At 71.0% G+C, this 23,508-nt stretch carries 26 protein-coding genes; 7 read left to right on the top strand and 19 right to left on the bottom strand.

Features of this window, described 5'->3' with window-relative positions; all coding sequences use genetic code 11:
* Positions 1 to 133: 133 nt before the first annotated feature.
* From AB0A63_RS05935 to AB0A63_RS05925, 3 genes are read right to left on the bottom strand one after another with little or no spacing between them, the layout of a single operon-like run.
* Positions 134 to 787: a GNAT family protein gene (locus AB0A63_RS05935; RefSeq protein WP_360385803.1), complete on the bottom strand. Its 654-nt coding sequence runs from the start codon at positions 785 to 787 to the stop codon at positions 134 to 136.
* On the bottom strand, positions 787 to 2,010 hold the full coding sequence (glp, locus tag AB0A63_RS05930) for a gephyrin-like molybdotransferase Glp (protein ID WP_360385801.1): 1,224 nt from the start codon (positions 2,008 to 2,010) through the stop codon (positions 787 to 789). Before glp ends, AB0A63_RS05935 begins: the two co-directional genes overlap by 1 nt.
* A 32-nt stretch (positions 2,011 to 2,042) precedes the next feature.
* On the bottom strand, positions 2,043 to 2,927 hold the full coding sequence (locus AB0A63_RS05925) for a UTP--glucose-1-phosphate uridylyltransferase (protein ID WP_360385799.1): 885 nt from the start codon (positions 2,925 to 2,927) through the stop codon (positions 2,043 to 2,045).
* 38 nt (positions 2,928 to 2,965) lie between these two features.
* Here AB0A63_RS05925 and AB0A63_RS05920 point away from each other — a divergent pair, with 38 nt between their 5' ends.
* The 4 genes from AB0A63_RS05920 to mscL all read left to right on the top strand — a co-directional run bounded on the left by AB0A63_RS05920 (position 2,966) and on the right by mscL (position 5,008).
* Positions 2,966 to 3,532 (top strand): 5-formyltetrahydrofolate cyclo-ligase, encoded by a 567-nt coding sequence (locus AB0A63_RS05920; RefSeq protein WP_360385797.1) that lies wholly within the window; start codon positions 2,966 to 2,968, stop codon positions 3,530 to 3,532.
* Between the two features lie 94 nt (positions 3,533 to 3,626).
* Positions 3,627 to 3,932, top strand: a complete 306-nt coding sequence (locus AB0A63_RS05915) for an FmdB family zinc ribbon protein (RefSeq protein WP_360385795.1) — start codon at positions 3,627 to 3,629, stop codon at positions 3,930 to 3,932.
* A 72-nt stretch (positions 3,933 to 4,004) separates the two neighbouring features.
* Entirely contained in the window at positions 4,005 to 4,559 is a 555-nt protein-coding gene (locus AB0A63_RS05910) for an SAF domain-containing protein (protein ID WP_360385793.1), read from the top strand.
* Positions 4,559 to 5,008 carry a large-conductance mechanosensitive channel protein MscL gene (gene mscL / locus AB0A63_RS05905; protein ID WP_360385791.1) on the top strand — a complete coding sequence of 150 codons (450 nt, stop codon included), beginning with the start codon at positions 4,559 to 4,561 and terminating at the stop codon, positions 5,006 to 5,008. Before AB0A63_RS05910 ends, mscL begins: the two co-directional genes overlap by 1 nt.
* Positions 5,009 to 5,220: 212 nt before the next feature.
* Here the strand turns inward: mscL and AB0A63_RS05900 are convergent, their stop codons facing one another.
* The 8 genes from AB0A63_RS05900 to AB0A63_RS05865 all read right to left on the bottom strand — a co-directional run bounded on the left by AB0A63_RS05900 (position 5,221) and on the right by AB0A63_RS05865 (position 13,201).
* A complete protein-coding gene (locus tag AB0A63_RS05900; protein ID WP_360385789.1) occupies positions 5,221 to 5,406 on the bottom strand; it encodes a hypothetical protein in 186 nt (61 codons plus the stop codon).
* A gap of 7 nt (positions 5,407 to 5,413) precedes the next feature.
* Positions 5,414 to 5,914, bottom strand: a complete 501-nt coding sequence (locus tag AB0A63_RS05895; protein ID WP_360385787.1) for a molybdenum cofactor biosynthesis protein B — start codon at positions 5,912 to 5,914, stop codon at positions 5,414 to 5,416.
* Between the two features lie 5 nt (positions 5,915 to 5,919).
* The gene (locus AB0A63_RS05890; protein ID WP_360386657.1) at positions 5,920 to 6,780 is read right to left on the bottom strand and encodes a HAMP domain-containing sensor histidine kinase; all 861 of its coding nucleotides are present in this window, start codon (positions 6,778 to 6,780) and stop codon (positions 5,920 to 5,922) included.
* Positions 6,781 to 6,803: 23 nt separating this feature from the next.
* Entirely contained in the window at positions 6,804 to 7,490 is a 687-nt protein-coding gene (locus tag AB0A63_RS05885) for a response regulator transcription factor (protein WP_360385785.1), read from the bottom strand.
* Positions 7,491 to 7,714: 224 nt separating this feature from the next.
* Positions 7,715 to 9,274, bottom strand: a complete 1,560-nt coding sequence (locus AB0A63_RS05880; protein WP_360385783.1) for a trypsin-like peptidase domain-containing protein — start codon at positions 9,272 to 9,274, stop codon at positions 7,715 to 7,717.
* Positions 9,275 to 9,340: 66 nt separating this feature from the next.
* A complete protein-coding gene (gene galT, locus AB0A63_RS05875) occupies positions 9,341 to 10,423 on the bottom strand; it encodes a galactose-1-phosphate uridylyltransferase (protein ID WP_360385781.1) in 1,083 nt (360 codons plus the stop codon).
* Positions 10,420 to 11,217 (bottom strand): DeoR/GlpR family DNA-binding transcription regulator, encoded by a 798-nt coding sequence (locus AB0A63_RS05870; RefSeq protein WP_360385779.1) that lies wholly within the window; start codon positions 11,215 to 11,217, stop codon positions 10,420 to 10,422. The genes galT and AB0A63_RS05870 overlap by 4 nt, the downstream gene beginning before the upstream one ends.
* A gap of 1 nt (position 11,218) precedes the next feature.
* The gene (locus AB0A63_RS05865) at positions 11,219 to 13,201 is read right to left on the bottom strand and encodes a beta-galactosidase (protein WP_360385777.1); all 1,983 of its coding nucleotides are present in this window, start codon (positions 13,199 to 13,201) and stop codon (positions 11,219 to 11,221) included.
* Between the two features lie 248 nt (positions 13,202 to 13,449).
* Here AB0A63_RS05865 and AB0A63_RS05860 point away from each other — a divergent pair, with 248 nt between their 5' ends.
* Genes AB0A63_RS05860 through AB0A63_RS05850 form a run of 3 tightly spaced genes read left to right on the top strand, consistent with a single transcriptional unit; the run spans position 13,450 to position 16,612 of the window.
* The gene (locus AB0A63_RS05860; RefSeq protein ID WP_360385775.1) at positions 13,450 to 14,760 is read left to right on the top strand and encodes an ABC transporter substrate-binding protein; all 1,311 of its coding nucleotides are present in this window, start codon (positions 13,450 to 13,452) and stop codon (positions 14,758 to 14,760) included.
* Positions 14,757 to 15,713, top strand: coding sequence for a sugar ABC transporter permease (locus AB0A63_RS05855; protein ID WP_360385773.1), 957 nt, complete (start codon positions 14,757 to 14,759; stop codon positions 15,711 to 15,713). The genes AB0A63_RS05860 and AB0A63_RS05855 overlap by 4 nt, the downstream gene beginning before the upstream one ends.
* Entirely contained in the window at positions 15,710 to 16,612 is a 903-nt protein-coding gene (locus AB0A63_RS05850) for a carbohydrate ABC transporter permease (protein WP_360385771.1), read from the top strand. The genes AB0A63_RS05855 and AB0A63_RS05850 overlap by 4 nt, the downstream gene beginning before the upstream one ends.
* A gap of 56 nt (positions 16,613 to 16,668) precedes the next feature.
* On the opposite strand, the gene lepB is transcribed toward AB0A63_RS05850, so the two are convergent.
* From lepB to AB0A63_RS05810, 8 genes are all read right to left on the bottom strand, one after another.
* Positions 16,669 to 17,520: a signal peptidase I gene (lepB, locus tag AB0A63_RS05845; protein WP_360385769.1), complete on the bottom strand. Its 852-nt coding sequence runs from the start codon at positions 17,518 to 17,520 to the stop codon at positions 16,669 to 16,671.
* Positions 17,521 to 17,529: 9 nt separating this feature from the next.
* Entirely contained in the window at positions 17,530 to 18,912 is a 1,383-nt protein-coding gene (locus tag AB0A63_RS05840; RefSeq protein WP_360386654.1) for a HAMP domain-containing sensor histidine kinase, read from the bottom strand.
* Entirely contained in the window at positions 18,912 to 19,607 is a 696-nt protein-coding gene (locus AB0A63_RS05835) for a response regulator transcription factor (protein ID WP_360385767.1), read from the bottom strand. Before AB0A63_RS05835 ends, AB0A63_RS05840 begins: the two co-directional genes overlap by 1 nt.
* Positions 19,608 to 19,688: 81 nt before the next feature.
* The gene (locus AB0A63_RS05830; protein WP_360385765.1) at positions 19,689 to 20,300 is read right to left on the bottom strand and encodes a trimeric intracellular cation channel family protein; all 612 of its coding nucleotides are present in this window, start codon (positions 20,298 to 20,300) and stop codon (positions 19,689 to 19,691) included.
* Between the two features lie 19 nt (positions 20,301 to 20,319).
* Entirely contained in the window at positions 20,320 to 21,081 is a 762-nt protein-coding gene (locus AB0A63_RS05825; protein WP_360385763.1) for a nucleotidyltransferase domain-containing protein, read from the bottom strand.
* Positions 21,082 to 21,150: 69 nt separating this feature from the next.
* A complete protein-coding gene (locus AB0A63_RS05820; protein ID WP_360385761.1) occupies positions 21,151 to 22,320 on the bottom strand; it encodes a GNAT family N-acetyltransferase in 1,170 nt (389 codons plus the stop codon).
* 10 nt (positions 22,321 to 22,330) lie between these two features.
* Positions 22,331 to 23,146, bottom strand: a complete 816-nt coding sequence (locus tag AB0A63_RS05815) for a 3-hydroxyacyl-CoA dehydrogenase family protein (RefSeq protein WP_360385759.1) — start codon at positions 23,144 to 23,146, stop codon at positions 22,331 to 22,333.
* Entirely contained in the window at positions 23,143 to 23,463 is a 321-nt protein-coding gene (locus AB0A63_RS05810; protein ID WP_360385757.1) for an EthD family reductase, read from the bottom strand. Before AB0A63_RS05810 ends, AB0A63_RS05815 begins: the two co-directional genes overlap by 4 nt.
* Positions 23,464 to 23,508: the final 45 nt, after the last annotated feature.

Here is a 23,508-nt window from a genome sequence, read left to right as displayed (position 1 = left end):
CACGCGTGGTGCTGTCACCACGCTAGTCACAACAGTCACACCTGTGTCGGAGGCTCGCCGAGCGCGGTGCGTACCAAAGTGTGGTGTATCACCCACTTTCGGGTGAAGCGATTAGGACGAACGGAAGCGGATGTCAGGGAAGACGGGCCTCTCCGCGTGCGACCAAACGGCGCACTAGGCCATCAGGGACCTCTTCGGCCGTGAGGGCCAGGCAGAGGTGGTCACGCCACTGCCCGGCAACATCCAGATAACGCTTGAGGAGGCCTTCCTCGCGGTACCCGGACTTGGCGAGCACCCGTAAGGAGGGCCCGTTCTCGGGCCGGACGGTCGCTTCGAGGCGGTGCAGACCAGCCCCGCGGAAGGCGTGGTCCGTGAGCAACGCCACGGCGGCCGTCGCGACGCCGCCGCCCGCCCGGTCGGCGGCCACCCAGTAGCCGATCCAGGCCGAGCGCAGTGCTCCGCGGACGATGTTGCCGACGGTGATCTGGCCGGCCACCTCGCCGTTGACGAGGATCATGAACGGCAGGGTGGTGCCGCGCCGGGCCGTGGAGCGCAGCGTCGACCACTGGGCGGGCCAGGAGAGCACGGCGTTGCGCTCGTCCCAGCCCTCCACGGCGGTCGGTTCCCACTGCTCCAGGTACTCGCGGTCGCGGATGCGCAGCCGCGACCACCGCGCGCCGTCGAAGAGCCGCGGGCCGCGCAGAACGACGGTTCCCGCGCGCACGTCGAGAGGCCCCAGCCGGACGGGCCAGCCGGGGTGCCGTCCGAGATCGGCGAAGGCGCTCATCAACTCCTCTGGGCCAGGAAGCTGACCCGCACTTCCTCGCCGGCGGAGACGTCCGTGACGTCCTCGTCGACCATGACCAGGCAGTTCGCCTCGGCGAGGGAGGCGAGCAGGTGCGACCCGGAGGTGCCCAGCGGCTGCACCAGGTACTCGCCGTTGTCGGCGTCGCGCAGCAGCTGGCCGCGCAGGAATCCGCGGCGGCCCTTCGTCGACTGCAGCGGTGACAGCAGGCGGGCCGACACCGCGCGGCGGTACGGGTTCTTCTTGCCGAGCGCGGCCCTGATCAGCGGCCTGACCAGCACCTCGAACACGACCAGCGCGCTCATCGGGTTCGCCGGCAGCAGGAACGTCGGCACCGCGTCCGGTCCGAGCCGGCCGAAGCCCTGCGCGGAGCCGGGGTGCATGGCGACGCGGGTGACGTCCATGTCGCCCAGCTCCGACAGCGCCGCCCTGACCTCGTCGCCGATCGCGCCGCCCACGCCACCGGCGATGACGACGATCTCGGACAGCAGCAGCCGGCCCTCGACGACCTCGCGCAGCCGGCGCGGGTCGGCCGACGTGATGCCGACCCGGCTGACCTCGGCTCCCGCGTCGCGGGCGGCGGCGGCCAGCGCGTACGAGTTCACGTCGTAGACCTGGCCCTGGCCGGGCGTGCGGTCGACGTCGACGAGCTCCTCGCCGAGCGAGATCACCGACACCCGCGGGCGCGGGTGGACGAGCACCTTGTTGCGGCCGACGGCGGCCAGCAGGCCCACCTGGGCGGCCCCGATGGACGCGCCGCGGCGCACCGCGACGTCACCGGTCTGCACGTCCTCACCGGTGCGGCGGACGAACCCGGCGGAGGGCACGCTGCGGTTGACGGTGACCTTGGCGTGGTGGCCGTCGGTGTAGCCCAGCGGCACCACCGCGTCGGCCAGCGTGGGCAGCGGCGCACCGGTCGCGACCCGCACCGCCTGGCCGGGTTGCAGCCTGCGCGGCTGCCGGGAGCCCGCGGGGATCTCCCCCACGACCGGCAGCTGCACCGGGTCCGCGTTCGCACCGGACACGTCCACGCTGCGCACCGCGTACCCGTCCACCGCCGCCTGGTCGAAACCGGGCAACGCGCGTTCCGCCACGACCTCTTCGGCGCAGAGCAGGCCCTGCGACTCGGAGATCGCCACCCGCACCGGCGCGGGCCGCACCGCGGCCGCGATCACCCGGGCGAGCTGCTCGTCCACTGACCTCATGTGATTGGTCCTCGCGCCCAGAATGGTGTTGATCAGGATTTGTCGAGGCGTTCCCGCAACCACTCGCGCAGGTCGGGTCCGTACTCCGGGGTGTTGAGTGCGAAGTCAACCGCAGCCCGCAGGAATCCCGCGGGATTGCCGAGGTCGTGTCGCCCACCGCGGTGGACCACGACGTGCACCGGGTGCCCCTCGTTGATCAGCAGCGCGATGGCGTCGGTGAGCTGCAGCTCGCCGCCCGCACCGGGGGTGATGCGCTTGAGCGCGTCGAAGATCGCCCGGTCGAGCAGGTAGCGCCCGGCGGCGGCGAACGTCGAGGGCGCCTCCTCCGGCTTCGGCTTCTCGACCATGCCGACGACCTGCTTGACGTCGTCGGAGCCGGTGTCGCGGACGTCGAACACGCCGTACGCGGAGATCTGCTCGCGCGGGATGTCGAACGCCAGCAGGACGCTGCCGCCCTTCTCCTCGCGCACCTGTGCCATCTTCTTGAGCGCGTCCGTGGGCAGGATGATGTCGTCGGGCAGCAGCACCGCGACGGCCTCGTCCTCACCGGTCAGGTTGGCCTCTGCGCAGCCGACCGCGTGGCCGAGGCCCAGGGCCTGCTCCTGGATCGCGGTCTCGGCCTTGATCAGCTGAGGGGCACGCCGGATCTTCTCGACGAGCTCGGGCTTGCCGCGGTCGGCGAGCGTCTGCTCGAGCTCGGGGTTCTCGTCGAAGTAGTTGGCGACCGACGCCTTCTCCGGCGAGGTCACGATCACGAGCCTGGTGGCACCCGCACCGGCCGCCTCCCTGGCCACGTACTCGATGGCGGGGGTGTCGACGAGCGGCAGCAACTCCTTCGGCACGGCCTTGGTCGTGGGGAGGAAGCGAGTGCCCAGGCCGGCCGCGGGCACGATGGCGGTGTGGAAAGCGCTGCTCATGGGCTGCGATGCTAACGACATACCGGGGGATACCCACCATGACGTCCGATCTTCGTGACCGGAAGGCCACCCTGCGTTCGCGGTTGCTGGCGCAGCGCCGCGCGGTGCCCGCCGACGTGCGCGCCCGTGAGGCCGCCGCGCTGGCCGCGCACGTGGCCCGGCTGGAGGTGGGGCCCGATCAGACCGTGTGCGCGTTCCTGCCGGTCGGGTCGGAGCCCGGTGACGCCTCGTGGCTCGACGGGTTGCGGTGCCGGGTGCTGCTGCCGGTCGTGACGGGTGACTCGCCGCTCGACTGGGCGGTCCACACCGGTCCCGCCGACCTCGCCCCGGCGGCGTTGCGGCTGCTCGAACCCACCGGGCCCCGGCTCGGCGCCTCGGCGATCGCTGGAGCCGCGCTGGTGCTCGTGCCCGCGCTCGCGGTGTCGGTGGACGGGGTGCGGCTCGGGAAGGGCAAGGGGCACTACGACCGGTCGTTGCCGCTGGTCACCGCGCCGCTGGTGGCCGTGGTGAGGGATGCGGAGGTGCTGGAGTCGGTGCCCGCGGAACCCCACGACGTGCGGATGAACGGCGTGCTGACGCCCGCCGCGGGCCTGCGCTGGCTGTGACGTTGACCTGTGGTGTTTGCGCTCGGGGAAGGTCCTGGGCGAAAATCGTGTTGGCACTCACAACGGTCGAGTGCCAGATCTAGGAGCGAACCCAGTGCCTACGTACCAGTACGCCTGCACCGCGTGTGAGCACCGGTTCGAGGCGGTGCAGTCGTTCAGCGACGCCTCCCTCACCGAGTGCCCGGAGTGCTCGGGCAAGCTGCGCAAGCTGTTCGGTGCCGTCGGTGTGGTCTTCAAGGGCAGCGGTTTCTACCGCACGGACAGCCGTTCGTCGACCAAGGCCCCCGCCGCCTCGTCGACCTCGACCTCGTCCACGGAGTCTTCGTCGTCGTCGTCCACGGCGTCCTCCTCGAACTCCGCGAAGTCCTCGACGAGCTCCCCGGCGGCCGCGGCCTCCTGAAGATCGCGAGTTGTCCACAACCTCGCGGCTCGACACCTCCGTCATGCCCTCGCCGGTCCTACCGTCGAGGGCATGACGCTGTCCCCGACCCCGTCCGACCGCCTCCGCTCGCTGCTCCGCCGCGGTGTCCCGCCGTTCTGGCGCCGTCTCCTGGCGCTCGGGCTGACCCTGCTGGCGCTCTCGACGTTCTTCTGGCCCGACGTGGGCCACCCCGCGGTCGTCGCGACCCGCGACCTGCCCGCCGGCGTGCCGCTCGGCCCCTCCGACGTCCGCGTGCAGCCGCTGTCCGTCCCACTACCGGGGTCGTTCCCCTCACCCGGTGCGGTGATCGGTCGCACCCTGTCCACCCCGACCCGCGCGGGCGTCCCGCTGACGGACTTCGCCCTCGCGACCGGTCCACCCGACCTCGCCTCCGTGGCCGTCCGCGTCGCTGACCAGGAGCTCGCCGCCGTGGTGCGGGTGCAGGACCGCGTGGACGTCGTGTCCGCGGAGGGCGAGGTCCTCGCCTCGGACGCCTCCGTCCGCGAGACGAGGGGCCAGGTCGTCGTCCTGACGTTGCCGAGACGAAACGCGACGCGCGTGGCCGCGGCATCACTGGAGCACGCCTTAGCCGTTACTCTCCGCTGATGCTGAAGGGTTTCAAGGACTTCCTGATGCGCGGGAACGTCGTCGACCTGGCCGTGGCCGTGGTCATCGGCACGGCGTTCACCGCGATCGTCACCGCGTTCACCACGAGCATCATCAAGCCGCTGATCAACGTGTTCGGCGGCGCGGAGACCAAGGGCCTCGGTTTCTCCCTGCGCACCGACACCCAGGCGCTGAAGGACTCGACCTTCATCGACCTGAGCTCGTTCATCAACGCCGTCATCAACTTCCTGATCGTGGCCGCGGTCGTCTACTTCGTGCTGGTGCTGCCGATCAAGAAGATCCAGGAGCGCCGCAAGAGGGGCGAGGAGAGCGGCCCGGCCGAGCCCACCGACGTCGAACTGCTCAAGGAGATCCGCGACCTCCTGGCCGCCCAGGCCAGCCAGCCGCCGACCACTCCCGTCCGCGACCGCCGCGACCCGGCGATCTGAGTCCCCACCGGCCGCCGTCCCGACGGCGGCCGGCCCACCCACCTCTCACGCGCCGTGCGGGGGCAAGCGCCGTGCGGGGGCGAGCGCCGTGCGGGCGAGGCGGCGCTGGTTCAGCGCACCCGCCGGTGGTTCGGGTACCGAGGTCGGGCGGGGTGCGGTGCGAGGGCGGGACGCGCTGCGTTCACCGGCCGGAGCGCCGAGGCGCCCCGGCCTCAACCGCCGTGGTGCGGCGGCCGGTTCTCCCGGTACCAGACCTCGGAGTCCCCGCCGGTCTCCCCGCGCTCGTCCGACGTGGTCTCCGGCAGCACGTCCCCGAACACCTCGGCCAGCCGACGCCGCCGCCGACGCCGGTCCGCGTCGTCGCCGTCATCGGCTGCCCGTGTTCCCTGCTCCGCCACTGCTACTTCACTCTTCGTCGAGCCCGGACAGCTGTTCGATCACGTAGGGCACCAGCGACGACAAGGTCGCCATGCCGTCGCGGACCGCGGAGCGCGACCCGGCCAGGTTGACGACCAGCGTGCTGCCCGACACGCCGGCGAGGCCGCGCGAGATGCCCGCGTCGACCGCTCCTGCGGCCAGGCCGGAGGCCCGGAGGGCTTCCGCGATGCCGTGGATGGGGCGGTCGAGCACGCCCTGCGTGGCGTCGGGGGCGACGTCGCGGGGTGAGACGCCCGTGCCGCCGACGGTGACCACCAGGTCGACGCCGCCGATGACGGCGGTGTTGAGGGCGGCCCTGATGTCGACGACCTCGCCCTCGACGGCGACGGTGCCGTCGACGATGAAGCCGGCTTCTTCCAGGAGTTCGGTGACGAGGGGGCCGGAGCTGTCGTCCTGCTCGCCGTGCGCCACCCGGTCGTCCACGATCACGACCAAAGCGCGGCCAAGGCGCTGCGCGCTGCGTTCCATACCGATCACCGTAGCGGGAGTCGGACTTCGAAGCGGCAGCCAGGACCGTGGTTCTCGACGCCGATGCGGCCGTGGTGGGCGTCGACGAGGCCGCGGGCGATCGCGAGGCCCAGGCCCGCGCCCACCGGGTTGCGGTGGACGGCGCCGCGGAAGCCCACGTCGAAGACCTGCGGCAGCACGTCGGCGGGGATGCCGCCGCACGCGTCGTCGACCCGCACCACCGCGTCGGGTCCGTCCACATCGACCTGCACGGCCACCGCCTCGCCCTGCGGGGTGTGGCGGATCGCATTCGACACGAGGTTGCGCACGACCCGCATCAGCTCCGGTTCGGTGCCGCGGACGACCGGCCATTCACGGGCGTCGGCGCGCAGTTCCACGCCCCTCAGCGCGGCCACCGGAGCGGAGGCGGCCACGACGTCGCTCACCACGTCGGCCAGGCGCACGTCGTGCAGCGTGAGCTTCAGGGCGCCCGCGGTGATGCGGGAGAGCTCGAACAGGTCGTCCACCATCTTCGACAGGTGGTCGGCCTCCTGGGCGATCTGCTTCGCGTAGACGGCGACCTCGCCCGGTTCGGACACGACGCCGTCCTCCAGCGCCTCCGTCATGGCCCTGATGCCCGCCAGGGGCGTGCGCAGGTCGTGGCTGATCCACGCCACCAGCTGGCGCCGCTGGGCCTCCGCCTCGCGTTCCCAGACGCTGCGGCGGGCGATGGCGCGGCCCAGCATGATCGAGAACGGCACCGTCACGACGGCCACCAGCGCGCACGCCAACAGGGTCGCCGTCAGCATCGGTGTGAACATGAAACCGCTGACCATCAGCACGCCCGCGATGGTCGCCACGACCGGCACGATGACCATGACGGTCATCGCGCTCGTCAGCGAGACGCGGCTCAGCCGGTCGAACACGGGTCGTACCGGTAGCCGACGCCCCACACGGTGCTGAGCCGCACGGGCCGTGCCGGGTCCTGTTCGATCTTCTCCCGCAGCCGTCGCACGTGGACGGTCACGGTCGACTGGTCGCCGAACTGCCAGCCCCACACGCGTTCCAGCAGCTCGGCGCGGCCGAACGCGCGGCCGGCGTTGCCGATGAAGAACGCCAGCAGGTCGAACTCGCGGGTCGTCAGCTGCAACGGCATGCCGTTCAACGTCGCCGTGTGCGCGGCCAGGTCGAGCACGAGGTCGCCGTCGCGGACCGTGCGCGGTTCGTAGGCGCGGTTGGCCCTTCGCAGCACCGAGCTCACGCGCAACGCCAGCTCGCGCGGGCTGAACGGCTTCGTGACGTAGTCGTCCGCGCCGATCTGCAGCCCGGCGATCCGGTCCTCCTCCTCGCCCAGCGCCGTCAGCATCACCACCGGTGTCGCCCCGCGCTCGCGGATCCGCCTGCACACCTCGAGGCCGTCGATGCCGGGCAGCATCAGGTCCAGCACCACGATGTCCGGTTCCCGCACGGCGAGCACCCGCAACGCCTGTTCCCCGTCGCCGGCGAGCTCCACCTCGTACCCGGCGTGTTCGAGGTACCGGCGCACCACGTCCCGCACCGTCGTGTCGTCCTCGACGACCAGCACCCGTTCCACCACGTCACCACGCTAGGCCACGAACGACCCCGTCACCCGCACCCGTCAGCACTCCGTAATCAGGTCACGCGGGAGTCCCGCGTTCCCCTGTGGGGCACGCGGGACTCCCGCGTGACCTGAAAAAAGGGGGCCACATCTGCGCGCGGGGCAGGTGCGTGCAGATGTGGCCTCCGGGTCGTCACGCCCGGCTCGGACGGGCGGTTGTCCGAGCCGGGCGTGCCCCCGACCTACCCCACCTCGACTCCGCCGAGGGTGGCTTCCACGGTCTTGCCGTCCGACAGCGTCACGGTCACCTTGTCGCCGGGCGCCTTGGAGCGGACGGCGGCCACGAGGGTGTCCGAGCTGTCGATGCGGCGGTCGCCGAACTTGGTGATGACGTCGCCCTCCTTCAGGCCGGCCTGCTCCGCGGCACCGCCGGAGGTGACCTTGCTGATCTGGGCACCGCCGTCCTGGGCCTCGCGGACCTCGACGCCGAGCACGGTCTGCTTGGGCTTGCCGGTCTTCACGATCTCGTCGATCGTGCGGCGGGCCTGGTCCATCGGGATGGCGAAGCCGATGCCGACCGAACCGGCCTGGCCGCCCGCGGAGTTCGGGCTGTAGATGGCGCTGTTGATGCCGACGACCTGGCCCTGCATGTTCACCAGCGGGCCGCCGGAGTTGCCGGGGTTGATCGCGGCGTCGGTCTGGATGGCGTTCAGCACGGTGGCCTGCGAGTTGCGGGCGTCGCCGCCGGCGGAGACCGGCCGGTTGAGCGAGCTGACGATGCCGGACGTGACGGTGCCGGACAGCTCGAACGGCGAGCCGATGGCGACGACGCTCTGACCGATCTTCAGGTCACCGGAGTTGCCGAGCTGCACGACCGGGGCGCCGGAGACGCCGTCGGCCTGGATCACGGCGATGTCGGAGCTGGGGTCGCGGCCGAGGATCTTGGCGGTGGCGGTCTTGCCGTCCTGGAAGACGACCTTGATGCTGCCGCCGCTCGCCGCGCCCTCGATGACGTGGTTGTTCGTCACGACCTGACCGTTGCTGGAGATCACGAACCCGGAGCCCTCGCCGGCACCGGACCGCGTGACGACCTGGATCTGCACGACGGACTGCAGCATCTTCGCCGCGACCTCCTCGACCGAGCCGGGGGCCGCGTTGCTCGTCTGCGAGGCGGGGCGCGGGGTGTCGAGCGAGCTCACCGCGGACGACTCGTTGGCGAACGTGTACCCGAGGTAGCCGCCGACACCGCCGGAGGCACCGCCGACCAGCAGCATCAACGCCGCCACACCGGCCACGACCTTGCCGCGGCCCTTCGGGCGGTTCGGCACCGACGACTGGTAGCCGGGCGGGAGGTAGAAGGCACCGGTCCCGGGCTGACCGGGCTCACCGGGCGGGCCGAACGGACCCGGCTGGCCCGGCTGACCGTGCTCACCGGGTTGGCCGTGCTGACCGGGAGGGCTGAACGGACCCGGCTGACCGGGGGTGTCGAACTGCGCGGTGGTGCTCCCCAGCCCCAGCGGGTGCGCCGGGGGAAGTTGGCCGGACCCGGTGGGCGGGAACTGCTGCCGGCCGGGTCCGGACCCGCCGAGCTGCGCCTGGCCCGCGTCAGGTGCGTGCACCTGCGGCTGGGCCGGTGGAGAAGTTGTCCCGGCCTGGCCGGATCCCCCCTGCAAAGGATCCGGCTGGCCGGGTTCCGGCGGCTGCGGGCCCTGCTCCCGCGCACCGGAGTCGGGGTGACCGGCGGTCGGCGGCACGGAGCGGGACTCGTCCGGCTGCTGCGCTGGCTCGTTGCTCTCGGTCATACCCATAGTGTCGGGTGCCGTCCTGAGAGCAGCCTTAAACCAGCCTTTGAGGTCCGTGAGGGTTCCTCAGAGCGCGCGCAGCCGCTCCGCGATCTGCTCCGGCGTCACGTCGTTGATCCACACCGCCTCGCCGGACTCGGAGCCGGCGAGGTACTTCAGCTTGTCCTTGGTCCGCAGCACCGAGAACACCTGGAGGTGCAGCCACATCTCCGCGCGACCGGCGTTCACCGGCGCCTGGTGCCAGGCCGCGATGTAGGGCAGCGGCCGGTCGTAGAGCGCGTCCAGGCGGTGCAGCACCTTCAGGTACAGCGCGGCCAGGTCGTCACGCTCCACAGAGGACAGAGCGGCCAGGTCGGGCACCTGGCGGCGGGGTGCCAGCACGACCTCGACCGGCCACCGCGCCGCGGCGGGCACGAACGCCACCCAGTGCGCCGACTCCTCCACCACCCGCGTGCCCGCGCGGAGCTCCGCCTCCAGCACGTCGCCGAACAACGGCCGCCCGTGCTGCTCGTGGTAGTCCAGCGCCGCCGAGAGCATCCGCTCGGTCCGCGGCGTCACGAACGGGTAGGCGTAGATCTGCCCGTGCGGGTGCGAGAGCGTCACGCCGATCTCTTCGCCGCGGTTCTCGAACGGGAAGACCTGCTCGACCCCTGGCAACGTTGACAAGAAGGCGACGCGGTCCGCCCACGCGTCGACGACGGTCCGCACGCGCGACTCGGACAGCTCGCCGAACGACTTGCCGTGGTCCGAGGTGAAGCACACGACCTCGCACCGCCCACGCCCCGGCGCGCGCACGAACAGCTCCTCGCCATCCACAGTGGACGGCACGTCCGGCACGTTCTGCGCCAGCGACGGGAACCGGTTCTCGAACACGACGACGTCGTAGTCGGCCTCGGGGATCTCGGTGGGCCGCCCCGGTGTCGACGGGCACAGCGGGCACAGGTCGGCCGGCGGCTTGTAGGTCCGCGTCTGCCGGTGGGCCGCCATGGCGACCCACTCGCGGGTCAACGGGTCCAGCCGCACCTCGGACATCGGCTGGGTCGCGGGCAGGTCCCGCGTGTCCGCCGCGACCCGCGGTGGTGCCTCAGCGCTGTCGTCGAAGTAGATGATCTCCCGGCCGTCCGCCAGCTTCCCCGCGGTACGCCTCACGCCAACTCCTCGCCACTTCCCGGTACATGGGCCAGCACCATCTCGCCCACCTGCTCGGCGAGCACTGCGCGCGCGGCGTCCGGCAGACCCTCGTCGGTCACCAGCACGTCCGCCTCGTCGAGATCGGCAATCGTGGAGATGCCCACGGTGCCCCACTTGGTGTGGTCGGCGACCACCACGACCCGGCCCGCGGCGTCGACCAGCGCGCGGTCCGTCTCGCTCTCGTTCAGGTTCGGGGTGGTGAAGCCGGAGCGCTCGGCCATGCCGTGCACGCCCAGGAACACCACGTCCAGGTGCAGCGACCGCAGCGCCTGCACGGCCACCGGGCCGACCAGCGCGTCGGACGGCGTGCGCACGCCACCGGTGAGCACCACCGTGCGGTCGGTGCGCCCGCTCTGCTGCAGCACGTCCGCGACCCGGATCGAGTTCGTGACGACCGTCAGGTCGGGGATGTCGTCGAGGAACCTGGCCAACGTCCACGTCGTGGTGCCCGCGGACAGGCCGATGGCGGTCCCCGGCCGCACGAGGCCCGCGGCCTGGGCCGCGATCGCTTCCTTCTCCGGCAGCTGCCGGACCGACTTCGCCTCGAACCCGGGCTCGTCGGTCGAGCGGCCGACCACCGTGGTGGCGCCGCCGTAGACCTTCTCCACCAGTCCGCGGGAGGCGAGCACGTCGAGGTCGCGGCGCACGGTCATGTCGGAGACGCCGAGGCGGACGACCAGGTCGCTGACGCGCACCGCTCCCGTCCGCCTGACCTCTTCCAGGATCACCGCTTGCCGTTGACGTGCCAGCACCTCACACCTCTTCCCTGAGGACGACGACGTCCCCGGCCCGCACGGTGAGGCGCCCGGAGACCTGCGTGCCGGACACCACGTCGACACCGGACGCCTCGATCTCCGCGTCGGTGTCGGTGTGGTTGACGGCGAAGAGCCACGATACGGCCCCGTGCCGCCGCACGAGCTCGATCCCGGTCCGTGACACCGCGACCCCCGCACCGGAAAGCGCGCTTTCCACCGTTCGGCGGAGACCTGCCTCGTCGAGGTCACATGCGACGTACCACGCGACGCCGTTCCCAAACGCGTTCCGCGTGACCGCCGCGACGCCCGGCAGCGGCCCGTCGGCGTAGGAGGCGATGACCTCGGCGCTGCGGGTGTGCAGGTGCTCGGTCCACAACGAGCAGGTCGACCCGTCGGTCAGCGAGACGGTTTCCCCCTGCCGCAGCGGGAAGAACTCCTCCGAGTACGCGCCCAGCACGTCGCGGAACGCACCGGGGTAGCCGCCCAGCCGCACCCGCGTGTGCTCGTCGGTGACCCCGGACAGGTAGGTCACCAGGACATGACCGCCGCCGGCCACGTAGTCCGCGACCACCGCCGCGTGCGCGTCGGACACCGCGTAGAACGCCGGGACCACGACCAGGGCGTACTTCGAGAGGTTCGTGCCGGGTGCGACGAAGTCGACGGTGACGCCGGCCTGCCAGAGCGCCCTGTAGTAGCCCAGGACGTGCTGCCAGTGGTCGAAGTCGGCGGTGGGGTGCGCGTCCTGGCGCAGCGCCCAGCCGGACTGGAAGTCGAACAGCACCGCCACCGCGGCGTCCACAGTGGAACCGACGACGTCGGCCAGCTTCGCGTACTCCGCGCCGACCTGGCGGACCTCGCGGTGGACCTTGGTGTCCGGGCCGGCGTGCGGGACCATCGCCGAGTGGTAGCGCTCGCTGCCGCCGCGCGACTGCCGCCACTGGAAGAACAGCGTCCCGTCCGCGCCGTGCGCGACGTGCTGGAACGAGTGCCGGCGCATCTCGCCGGGCAGCTTCGCGATGTTGCGGTGCTGCCAGTTGACCGCCGACGTCGACTGCTCCATCAGCAGCCACGGCCTGCCGCCGGCCAGCCCGCGGGTGAGGTCGGCGGACATCGCGAGCTCGACGTGCCGGTCAGGCGACTCCGCCTGCGTGTAGTGGTCGTTGGAGACGAAGTCGACCTCGCGCGCCCACTTCCAGTAGTCCAGCGCGCCGAACGTCCAGTTGACCATGAAGTTCGTCGTGACCGGCACGTCCGGCGTGATCATCCGCAGCACGTCGCGCTCGGCCTTGTAGAGCTCCAGCAGCGCGTCGTCGCTGAAGCGGTCGAAGTCGAGCACGTGCGCGGGGTTCGCGAACGTCGGCGTCACCCGCGGCGGCAGGACCTGCGCGAAGTCGGTGTAGCCCTGGCTCCAGAACGCCGTGGACCACGCGTCGTTGAGCTGGTCGAGCGTGTAGCGGGCGGCCAGCCACTCGCGGAACGACGCCGCGCACGTGTCGCAGTAGCAGCGGTTGACGTGGCAGCCGTACTCGTTGCCGACGTGCCACGCGGCCAGCGCCGGGTGGTCGCGGTAGTGCCCGGCCATCTCGGCCGCGAGCGCCGTCGCCCGGTCGCGGTAGACCGGCGACGACGGGCAGTAGGCCTGCCGTGAGCCGTGCGAGAGCCGCACGCCGTCCGCGCGGACGGGGAGCATCTCGGGGTACTCGGTCGTCAGCCACGGCGGGGGTGCGGCGGTGGCGGTGGCGAGGTCGGCGCGGATGCCGTTGTCGTGCAGCAGGTCGAGCACCCGGTCGAGCCAGCCGAACCGGTACTCACCTTTGCTGACCTCGATCTTCGCCCAGGAGAAGATCCCGACGCTGACCAGGTTGACCCCGGCCCCGCGCATGAGCTCGACGTCCTCCGCCCAGACGTGTTCCGGCCACTGCTCGGGGTTGTAGTCGGCACCCCAGCCGAGGCCTGGCATGCCCGTGGGCCAAGTCGTCACGGCGGCAAGCGTGGCCGACAACAACCCCCAACGTCAACACAAGCAAACAACACTTCGCGTTTGGCTCTGTTCGGCGGTTGACCGCAACGAGTACCGGGAACGGTCCGGACACAGCGCGTGCACTGCGTGTGCACTGGTTTAACAGCTCCGTAACGGGACTTGACATGCTGTGTGGCTGGGACCACATTGTGCGCAACTTTGTTGGAGTCCTGTTCGGTTCGCACGAGCGAGTGTCACCTGTAGGAGCGATGATGGTTCGGTACGCGTCGGGTTCCACTCCCCTGCCGCACTTCGGCAGGCGCACCATGCTGCGCGTCATGCTGGCCGGTGCGGGTGTCGCCGCCACCGGTGGCCTCGCGGCCTGCGGCGGCGGCTCGGGCTCCGGTGCGGACTCGAAGGTCGTGACGTTCGGCAACAACCTCAGCGACCAGGTGCCGAAGGACGCGATCACCGCGGCGCTGAAGGCGTTCGAGGCGAGCTCGGGCGGCCTGTCGGTCACGATCAACACCAAGCAGCACGAGCAGTACCAGGAGCAGATCAACAACTACCTGCAGGGCAAGCCGGACGACGTGCTCGCGTGGTTCGCCGGCTACCGGATGCGGTTCTTCGCCGACCAGGGCCTGACCGGCGACCTCAGCGACCTGTGGGGCAAGGTCGGCGGCAACTACTCCGACGCGCTCAAGCAGGCCTCCACCGGCACCGACGGCAAGCAGTACTTCGTGCCGTTCACCCAGTACGCGTGGGGCATGTTCTACCGCAAGAGCCTGTGGCAGGAGCGCGGCTACGAGGTGCCCAAGACGCTCGACGAGCTCGTGGCGCTGTCCACGAGGATGAAGGCGGACGGCCTGATCCCGATCGCCTTCGCGCAGAAGCAGGGCTGGCCGGGCATGGGCACGTTCGACCAGCTCAACTTCCGCATCAACGGCTACCAGTTCCACGTCGACCTGCTGGCCGGCAAGGAGGACTGGCAGGACAAGCGGGTCAAGGACGTCTTCGACACCTGGAAGCGGCTGCTGCCGTTCCACCAGGAGAACGCGCTCGGCCGCGAGTGGCAGGAAGCCGCGCAGACGTTGCAGCAGAAGAAGTCCGGCATGTACCTGCTGGGCGCGTTCGTGGGCCAGCAGTTCCCCGACGCCGACAAGGCCGACCTCGACTTCTTCCCGTTCCCGGAGATCAACCCCGCGCACGGCACCGACACGGTCGAGGCGCCGATCGACGGCTACCTGATGGCGAAGAAGCCGGCCAACTCCGAGGGCGCGCTCAAGCTCCTGGAGTACCTGTCCTCCGCCGAACCGCAGCTCGCCTACCTCAAGGCCGACCCGACCGCGGTCGCGACCAACCAGAAGGCGGACCAGGCGAGCTACAGCCCGCTGCAGAAGAAGGTGGCGGACACCATCAAGAACGCCAAGCACATCACGCAGTTCCTCGACCGCGACACCGACCCCGGCTTCGCGAGCGAGGCGGCGACCAACGGGCTGATCGCGTTCATCAAGGACCCGAACAGCGTCGACTCCGTGCTCAAGGGCATGGCCGACCAGGCGAAGAACATCTTCAAGTGACCGCGGTCCAGGAGAAGCCGAAGGCGGTGGTCCCCAGCGGGCCGCCGCCTCGCCGGCGTGGGAAGCGCGCCACCGCGCTGGCGGGCACGGACAAGCTGGTGCTGGCGCTCATGCTCGGCATCCCCACGCTCGTGCACCTCATGTTCGTGTGGGTCCCGGCATTGGGCTCGGTCGCGCTGTCGTTCAGCAAGTGGAACGGCATCGGCGGCTTCGAGGACATCGAGTGGATCGGTGTCGGGAACTACGCCGAGATCTTCACCGAGTACCCGCGGTTCTGGCCCGCGGTGCAGCACAACCTGGTGTGGCTGGCGTTCCTGCTGGTCGTCCCGACCTGCGCCGGTCTGCTGCTGGCCGTGCTGCTCGACCGCGAGCTGCGGTTCAGCCGGGTCTACCAGAGCGCGCTGTACATGCCGATGGTGCTGTCGCTCGCGCTGGTCGGCTTCATCTGGCAGCTGATCTACACGCCCGACGGCGGCCTGCTCAACTCGCTGCTGGGGCTCGGGGACAACCCGGTCGACTTCATCGGCGACTCGGACATCAACCTGTACGCGGTGCTCGTCGCGGCGGCGTGGCGGCACACCGGCTACATCATGCTGCTGTACCTGGCGGGCCTGAAGGCGGTGGACCCGGCGCTCAAGGAGGCCGCGGCACTGGACGGCGCGTCGGCGGCGCAGACGTTCTTCCGCGTCACCTTCCCGGTGATGAAGCCGGTCAACATCGTGGTGGCCGTCGTGACGGTGATCGAGGCGCTGCGCGCGTTCGACATCGTCTACGTCATCAACAAGGGCCGCAACGGACTGGAGCTGCTGTCGGTGCTGGTGACCGACAACATCATCGGCGAGGCCTCCCGCATCGGCCGCGGCTCCGCGGTCGCGGTGATCCTGTTGACGATCTCGCTCGGCGTCATCATCCCGTACCTGTACCAGGTGTTCAGCAAGGAGAACCGGACGTGACGGCCACGCTGGAACGGCCCTCGGTGCCGGCCGTGAAGAAGCACCCGGTGACCCCCGCGCGGGTCGCACTGCACGTGTTCCTGGTCCTCACCTGCCTGGTGACCCTGGCGCCGCTGCTGTGGGCGGTCTACGCCTCGCTGCGCACCTACGACGACACGTCGGTCAACGGCTACTTCTCCATCGCGAAGTCGCTGACGCTCGACAACTTCGCCAAGGCGTGGGAGGTCGGCGACCTGCCGCACTTCTACCGGAACACGTTCCTGATCACCGTCCCGGCGCTGGTCGTCACGCTGGTGCTCAGCTCGATGGTCGCGTTCGGCGTGTCCCGGTTCAGCTTCAAGTTCAACATCGCGCTGCTGATGGTCTTCACGGCGGGCAACCTGCTGCCGCAGCAGGTGATCGTGACGCCGCTGTGGCGGCTGTACCGGCTGATCGAGCTGCCGGCGTGGCTGTCGGAGAGCGAGTCGCTGATCGACTCCCCGCTCGGCGTGATCCTGATCCACATCGCGTTCCAGATGGGCTTCTGCACGTTCGTGCTGTCGAACTACATGAAGACCATCCCGTACGAGCTGACCGAGGCCGCCCGCGTGGACGGCGCGTCGGTGTTCCGGCAGTACTGGCAGCTCACCCTGCCGCTGTGCCGTCCGGTGCTCGCCGCGCTCGCGACGCTGGAGTTCACCTGGATCTACAACGACTTCCTGTGGGCGTTGGTGCTGATCCAGGACGGCGACAAGATGCCGGTCACCTCGGCGCTGCAGAACCTCAAGGGCACGTTCTTCACCGACAACAACCTCGTCGCAGCCGGCTCTCTGCTGGTCGCGCTGCCCACGCTGGTGGTGTTCTTCGTGCTGCAACGGCAGTTCGTCGGCGGCCTCACGCTGGGGTCGACGAAGGGCTGACCGGGCAACGCGCAACGCCCCCGGGCCATCGGCTCGGGGGCGTTGTCGTGTGCGGACTACTTGCCGCCGGTCTGCGGGTTGTGGTCCGAGATGGTGCCCCACCGGCTGACCGGGATCACGATCACCCGCGCCTTGCCCACGACGTTGTCGATCGGGATCGCACCGTCGGCGGGCGTCGGGTCGCCGTGCTTGCGCGAGTCGGACGAGTTGTTGCGGTTGTCGCCCATCACCCACAGCTTGCCCGCGGGAACGGTGACCTTCTCGAACGTCTCCTGCTGCTTCGGGCCGGGACCGAAGTTGATGTACGGCTCGTCCAGCGGCTTGCCGTCGACGAGGACGCGGCCCTTGTCGTCACAGCACTCGACGGTCTGCCCGCCGACGGCGATGACGCGCTTGATGAAGTCGGTGCCGCTGGGCTCGGAGAGGTTCACCATCGAGCCGAGGTCCTGCAGCGTGCCCTGCACGAAACCGGGGGGCTGCTTGCCGCCGGTCCAGTTCGGCGGGCCGCGGAAGACGATCACGTCACCGGGCTGGGGGTCGCGGAACAGGTAGGTGATCTTCTCGACCAGCACCTTGTCGTTCACGCAGCCCGTGCAGCCGTGCAGCGTCGTCTCCATCGAGGCCGACGGGATGACGAACACGCGCGCGATGAACGTCTGGATGACGACGGTCAGCAGCAGCGCCACGCCGAAGATGACCAGCAGCTCTTTCCAGAACGGCTGCTTCTTCTTCGGCTTCTTCTTCGAGAACCCCGGCGTCGAGTCGTCGTCGGGTGAGGACGACGACGACTGCGCGGAGGACCGGGACGCGGACGTGGAGAAGCGCGACGTGGGCTCGGCAGGACCGTCCCCGGCCGGCGGGGTCGTCTCCCAGGTCGACGAAGAATCGTCGTTCACGCGATGACTCACACCCCCACCTTACGGACGTCCGGGTAGGCGCAACGTGAACAGGGCACCGCCCTCGGGCGCCCTGCCCGCGGTGGCCGTGCCGCCGTGCCGTTGCGCGACCTGCTTCACGATGGCGAGCCCCAGCCCGGAACCCGGCAGCGTGCGCGCCTCCGACGAACGGTAGAACCGCTCGAAAACGTGAGGTAGATCGGCATCCGCGATGCCGGGGCCCGCGTCCGCCACCTCCACCGCGGCACTGCCGTCGCCGAGCTGGCGGAGCTCCAGCCGCACCGCCGAGCCCGAGGGGCTGAACTTCACCGCGTTGTCGAGGAGGTTCAGCACCGCGCGTTCGAGCGCACTCGAATCACCCAGAAGTGTCCACGGTTGCAGCCGCACGTCGAAGGTGACGGCACCGGAGGCACGGCGGCGGGCGCGGTCCAGCGCCCGTTCCACGACCTCCACGAGGTCGACGGGCTCGTGCACGACCTGAGGTGCGTCCTCACGGGCCAGTTCGACCAGGTCACCGATGAGCGTGGTGAGCTCGTCGAGCTGAGCGCGCACATCGGACTGGATCTCCCGCTTGTCCTCTTCGGACAACGTGGGTGAATCCGGGCGTTCCGACGCGAGCAGCAGCTCCAGGTTGGTGCGCATCGACGTCAGCGGGGTGCGCAGCTCGTGGCCCGCGTCGGCGACCAGGCGGCGTTGCCGTTCCTGCGACTCCGCGACCGCGCCGAGCATGGCGTTGAAGCTGTGCGTCAACCGGGCCAGCTCGTCGTCGCCGGAGACCGGGATCGGCGTGAGGTCACCGGTGTTCGCGACGCGTTCGGTGGCCTCGGTCAGCCGTTGCACCGGCCGCAGACCGGTGCGTGCCACGGCCGTGCCCGCGATGGCCGCGAGCAGCACGCCGGCACCGCCGATCAGCAGCAGCACGATGCTGAGCTTCGCGAGCGTGGCGCGTTGCGGCTCCAGCGACTGCGCGATCACGATCGCCGAGCCGTTGCGGTAGCCGACGGCGATCGCCCGCGTGTCCGTCTTGTAGTCGGTCCACAGGAAGTCGCTGCGCAGGCCCTGCGCGACCTCGCGCGCCTGCGGTGCGTTCGGCGGCTCCTGCGAGTTCTCCGGGTAGCGCAACGTCCCGGTCGAGCCGGACAGCAGGCCCATCCGCACGTCACCGGCCGCGAGGAACGCCGCCGGGTACGTCGTCACCTGGGCGTCGTTGATCGCCACGCCGTTGACGACGGCCACGGCGCGTTCGCGCAGGCTCTCGTCCAGGGCGTCGTAGACGTTCTTGCGCACGATCATGTACGCGCCGAACGACACCAGTGCGACCGCGCCGGCGACGCAGAAGGCCGCCAGCCAGGTGACCCGAGCCCGCAGCGACGCCCGTTGCAGCCGTCCCTGGGGTTCGGCGATCACGGAGGCGTCTCCCGCAGGACGTAGCCCACCCCGCGCACCGTGTGGATCAACCGGGGCTCGCCCTCCGCCTCCGTCTTGCGGCGCAGGTAGCCCACGTAGACCTCCAGCGCGTTGCCCGAGGTCGGGAAGTCGTATCCCCACACGTCCTCCAGGATGCGGCCGCGGGTGAGCACCTGGCGCGGGTGCGCCAGCAGGAGCTCGAGCAGCGCGAACTCGGTGCGGGTCAGGCTGATCGGCCGCTCGCCGCGGCGCACGTCCCGCGTGGACGGGTCGAGCTCCAGGTCGGCGAACCTCAGCACGGCGGCGGAGCCGGACGCGGCCTCGGTGTCGTGGGTGGCCCGCCGCAGCAGCGCCCGCAGCCGGGCGAGCAGCTCCTCCAGCGCGAACGGCTTGGGCAGGTAGTCGTCGGCACCGGCGTCCAGACCGGACACCCGGTCGCTCACCGCGTCCCGCGCCGTGAGCACGAGGATGGGCAGGTCGTCACCGGTGCTGCGCAGCCTGCGGCACACCTCGAGCCCGTCGAGGCGCGGCATCATCACGTCGAGCACCATCGCGTCCGGCCTGGCGGCGGTCACCGACTCCAGTGCCTGCATGCCGTCACCGGCGGTCTCGACCTGGTAGCCGTTGAACTGCAGCGAGCGCCGGAGCGACTCCCGGACCGCCCGATCGTCATCGACAACGAGGATGCGCATGTGGGTCAGTCTTGCCGAGGGAACTGAGAGGCGCCTGAGAAGGTCCTCAACAGCGGGTGTGAGTTCGGCGTTAGCCGCCGCTCAGCCGTCCAGGCCCCGCGCGACGGGGGCGTTCCACTTCCGCCACAGCGCCACCAGCCGCACGGTGATGATCAGCACCGCACCGGCCAGCGCGACCAGGCCCTTCGGCAGCCGCGCCCACTCGCCGACCGCCACGACCACCGCTCCGGCCAGCGCGGCGACGGCGTAGATCTCCCGCCGCAGCACCAACGGGATCTCCCGCAGCAGCAAGTCGCGCAACGCGCCACCGCCGATGCCGGTGGTCATGCCGACCAGGCACGCCGCGTACGGGGGTGCGCCGAGGGTGAGCGCGGTCGTCGTGCCGGAGGTGACGAACAGCCCCAGGCCGACGGCGTCGAGCACCAGCACCGAGCGCCGCAGCTTCGCCACCTGCGGGCTGAACCAGAAGACGAGCACCCCGGTCACGCCGGCGACCAGCAGGTACGGCCAGGTCCGCAGGCTCGTGGGCGGGTGCACGCCGAGCAGGACGTCGCGCACGATGCCGCCGCCCAGCGCCGTGGTGAGCGCCAGGATCACGACGCCGAACACGTCGAGCCTGGCCCGCACGGCGGCGAGCGCGCCGGAGGCGGCGAAGACGGCGATCCCGATCAGCTCGAGTGCGGTGAGCAGCACGGACGAGAAGGGTACGTGGTCACCGGGGTGGCGCCTCCCTGCGGTAACCGGCCTCCAGCCGCCCTCCCGCGGCGGCCAGCACGCGTTCGACGCACTGCGCGAACCACTTCGGGTCACCGCCGCGCGCCAGCGCCCGGTAGGCGTCCACGAGCTCGCCCTCGCCCGCGTCGCGCAGCCGGCGCAGCAGCCACTTGCCGTGGCCGAGCCACCGGTTGCGCACCACCAGCGCCAGCTCGCCCGCGCCGGTCAGCAGCTTCGCCGCGACGAACAGCAGCTCGTCGTCGTCCCGCGCGGAGACGAGGTCCTCCAGCATGTCGGTGACGGCGTAGCGGCGGTCCTCCAGCTCGGTCACGGTCGGCGGCGGCGGGCCCGCGTCGAGCAGGAGTCGCGCCTCGGCCCGCAGCCGCGCGCCGGTGCCGTCCGCGTCGAGCATCATCAGCCCCTCCGCGCACATGTACAGCAGCGGCGGGCGGCGTTCCTTCGTGTCGCGGGCGACGAAGTCCAGGAAGGACTCGACGGTGTGGCAGAACAGCTCGACCGGCCAGCCGCGGTGCACGAACGTCTCCCGGTACGCGCCGCGCAGCCCGTCGATGATCACGACGAGGTCGAGGTCGGAGTTCGGTGTGTAGTCACCGGCGGCGGCACTGCCACCGAGGAACGCGGCCCGTGCGAGCGCGAAGTGCTCGTCGAGCAGGTCCCGCGCGGCGGCCACCGGTTCCCGGTCCCGGCACAGCGGGTGCCCGTTCGGGTACCACTGCGCACGCCTGATCTCCCCAGACATGCCGCCATTGTCACCCGATGGGGGCGGTCGGGCGACGAGTGACATGCGGGACGGCCGGTAACGGCGCCGTCAGAAGAAGTCGGCCAGCCGCGGCACGCCCGCCGAGCCGACGAGCCGGTCCAGCGCCACCGCGTCCGCCGGGTCGCCTTCGAGCAGCCCGGCCCGCCGCAGCGCGTGCGTGTTCTGCAGGCCGGAGAACCACGGTCCCAGCGCACGGGCGTGCACCCGCACCGCGCCCGACCCGCCCGGTTCGACCCGCACCACGCCGTCCGAGGCGACGATCCGGCACGGTCCGGCGTGCCACGGCGCCCGCGGGTCGACGACCTCCAGGTCCACGGCCAGGTCCGCGGCCGGGTCGCCGGTGCACGACCAGCCCCGTGCGGCGACGGCGGCGGGCAGGTCGACGACCCGCAGCATCCAGGTCGAGGTCAGCACCGAGTGGCGCACCGGGGTCGCGCCGAGCAGGTCGACCGTCGCCGGGTCCACGATCCGCAGGTCGACGGCCTCCAGCGTGCCCGCCCACGACTTCAGCGACGCGAGCAGCGTCAGCTGGGCGTCGAGGTCGGCGCCGACGAGGTCGAACACCTTGAGCCGGCCCATGCCGTCGCCGGGTTCGCGCTTGGCGGTGAGGTAGCCGCGCAGCCCGTCCGGTCCCGGCAGCACGGTGACGACGTCCAGCTCCAGCACCTCGGCCGGGTCGATCCGGGGTGGCCGCCGGTCGGCGAGGCCGTCAACGGTCCGCGCCACCTCCAGGTAGCACTCGTGGATCGCCGCCAGGTCGCTCTCCCGCGCGGGCCGCGCCGGGACCCGCTCGGCAGGACCGGGGATCGAGAGCACCCGGTCCATCGGCAGCTCGACCCACTCGAAGCGCCCCGCGCGTTCCCAGCCGAAGCCCCGGTAGAGCGCGGGCACGGTCGGGTACAGCGCGGAGACGACCTGGCCCTGCTCCCGCATGACGCCCAGCGCCGCGTCGAGCAGCGCGCCCGCGACGCCCCTGCCGCGGAACGACCCGTCCACGGCGACACCGCCGATCCCGCCCATGGGGACCGCGGCGCCGCCGTAGAACTGGGCGTACGCGCCGATGCCGAGGACGCCGGCGACCTGGCCGTCGACCTCGGCGACCAGGCCGTGCGTGCCGGGGCGCACCAGCCGTTCCGGCCGCTCGGTCGAGTTGAACGCGACCCTCCGCAGCCGGAACACCGCGTCCAGGTCGTCCTCGCCGTACTCACGGATGTGCACGGGCACCTCTCTACCAGGTGAAGAAGCCCTGGCCGGTCTTGCGCCCCAGCTCACCGGCCGCCACCTTGTCGCGCAGCAGCCGCGGCGGCGCGAAGCGCGGTCCGAGCTGGGCCGCGAGGTGGTCGGCGATGGCCAGCCGCACGTCGAGCCCGACCAGGTCGGTGAGCTCCAGCGGGCCCATCGGCCAGCGGTAGCCGAGCTTCATGCCGGTGTCGATGTCGGCCGCGGAGGCGACCCCCTCCTCCAGCATCCTGATGGCCTCCAGGCCGACCGCGACGCCGAGCCGGGACGTCGCGAAGCCGGGCGAGTCCCTGACCTCGATGACGGTCTTGCCCAGCTGTTCGGCCCAGGTCCGCACCTTGGCGACGGTGGCGGGGTCGACGCCGTCGTGGTGGACGAGCTCGACGAGCTGCTGCACCGGGACGGGGTTGAAGAAGTGCATGCCCAGCACGCGTTCGCCGGGCAGTCCCGCGGCGATCTCGGCGATCGACAGCGACGAGGTGTTGGACGCGAGCACCGCGTCCGGGCACCGCCGGGCGGCGTTGCCGAGGACCTGCTGCTTGAGCGGCACGTTCTCCGGCACGGCCTCGACGACCAGCTCGGCGTCCGCGGGCAGCTCACCGGTGCTCAGGTTCGCGAACACCGCGCCGGCGTCCGCGAGCTTGCCCTTCTCCTGCGCCTTGTCGAGCGACCGCTTGACGGTGCGCGCGCCCTGTTCGGCCCGCTCGGCGTCCGCCTCGGCCAGCGTGACCTCGTGGCCGCCCGCGAGCAGCACGTGGGCGATGCCGGCGCCCATCGTGCCGCCGCCGATGACGACGGCCTTCACCGTTCGACCACCTCGGCGCTGAACATCGCCACGAGCTCCATGCCGCCGATCTCGGCGAGGTTGGCGCCCGACGAGGCCCACTCCGGCGTCTGCACGGCGGCCCTCATCGACTCGGCGGACTCGAAGTACATCTCGGCGACCAGGTGCGGCTCGGTGTCGCCCAGGAATCCGGTGAAGAACACCTGCTGCACCCTCGCGACCTCGGCCCGCACCAATCCGGGCACGGAGGCGACGATCGGCAGGTGCGACTCGAAGTACCTCTGGTCGAAGCCCTCGGGGTCGGCGGGCCTCTTGTACAGCGCGATGTACTTGATCATGTGACGGCTTCCTCCTCGACTCGCCGAGCACTGTAACGCCGACGG

Source organism: Lentzea sp. NPDC042327, from assembly GCF_040647275.1.
Lineage (GTDB): Bacteria > Actinomycetota > Actinomycetes > Mycobacteriales > Pseudonocardiaceae > Lentzea.
This window is presented reverse-complemented; position numbering and strand designations above follow the sequence as displayed.

Bases quoted from the DNA above. Each gene is read 5' to 3' on its own strand.
- AB0A63_RS05935 (WP_360385803.1), bottom strand. From the start codon at position 787: ATGAGCGCCTTCGCCGATCTCGGACGGCACCCCGGCTGGCCCGTCCGG.
- glp (WP_360385801.1), bottom strand. From the start codon at position 2,010: ATGAGGTCAGTGGACGAGCAGCTCGCCCGGGTGATCGCGGCCGCGGTG.
- AB0A63_RS05925 (WP_360385799.1), bottom strand. From the start codon at position 2,927: ATGAGCAGCGCTTTCCACACCGCCATCGTGCCCGCGGCCGGCCTGGGC.
- AB0A63_RS05920 (WP_360385797.1), top strand. From the start codon at position 2,966: ATGACGTCCGATCTTCGTGACCGGAAGGCCACCCTGCGTTCGCGGTTG.
- AB0A63_RS05910 (WP_360385793.1), top strand. From the start codon at position 4,005: ATGACGCTGTCCCCGACCCCGTCCGACCGCCTCCGCTCGCTGCTCCGC.
- mscL (WP_360385791.1), top strand. From the start codon at position 4,559: ATGCTGAAGGGTTTCAAGGACTTCCTGATGCGCGGGAACGTCGTCGAC.
- AB0A63_RS05895 (WP_360385787.1), bottom strand. From the start codon at position 5,914: ATGGAACGCAGCGCGCAGCGCCTTGGCCGCGCTTTGGTCGTGATCGTG.
- AB0A63_RS05890 (WP_360386657.1), bottom strand. From the start codon at position 6,780: ATGACCGTCATGGTCATCGTGCCGGTCGTGGCGACCATCGCGGGCGTG.
- AB0A63_RS05880 (WP_360385783.1), bottom strand. From the start codon at position 9,274: ATGACCGAGAGCAACGAGCCAGCGCAGCAGCCGGACGAGTCCCGCTCC.
- AB0A63_RS05860 (WP_360385775.1), top strand. From the start codon at position 13,450: ATGATGGTTCGGTACGCGTCGGGTTCCACTCCCCTGCCGCACTTCGGC.
- AB0A63_RS05835 (WP_360385767.1), bottom strand. From the start codon at position 19,607: ATGCGCATCCTCGTTGTCGATGACGATCGGGCGGTCCGGGAGTCGCTC.
- AB0A63_RS05825 (WP_360385763.1), bottom strand. From the start codon at position 21,081: ATGTCTGGGGAGATCAGGCGTGCGCAGTGGTACCCGAACGGGCACCCG.
- AB0A63_RS05810 (WP_360385757.1), bottom strand. From the start codon at position 23,463: ATGATCAAGTACATCGCGCTGTACAAGAGGCCCGCCGACCCCGAGGGC.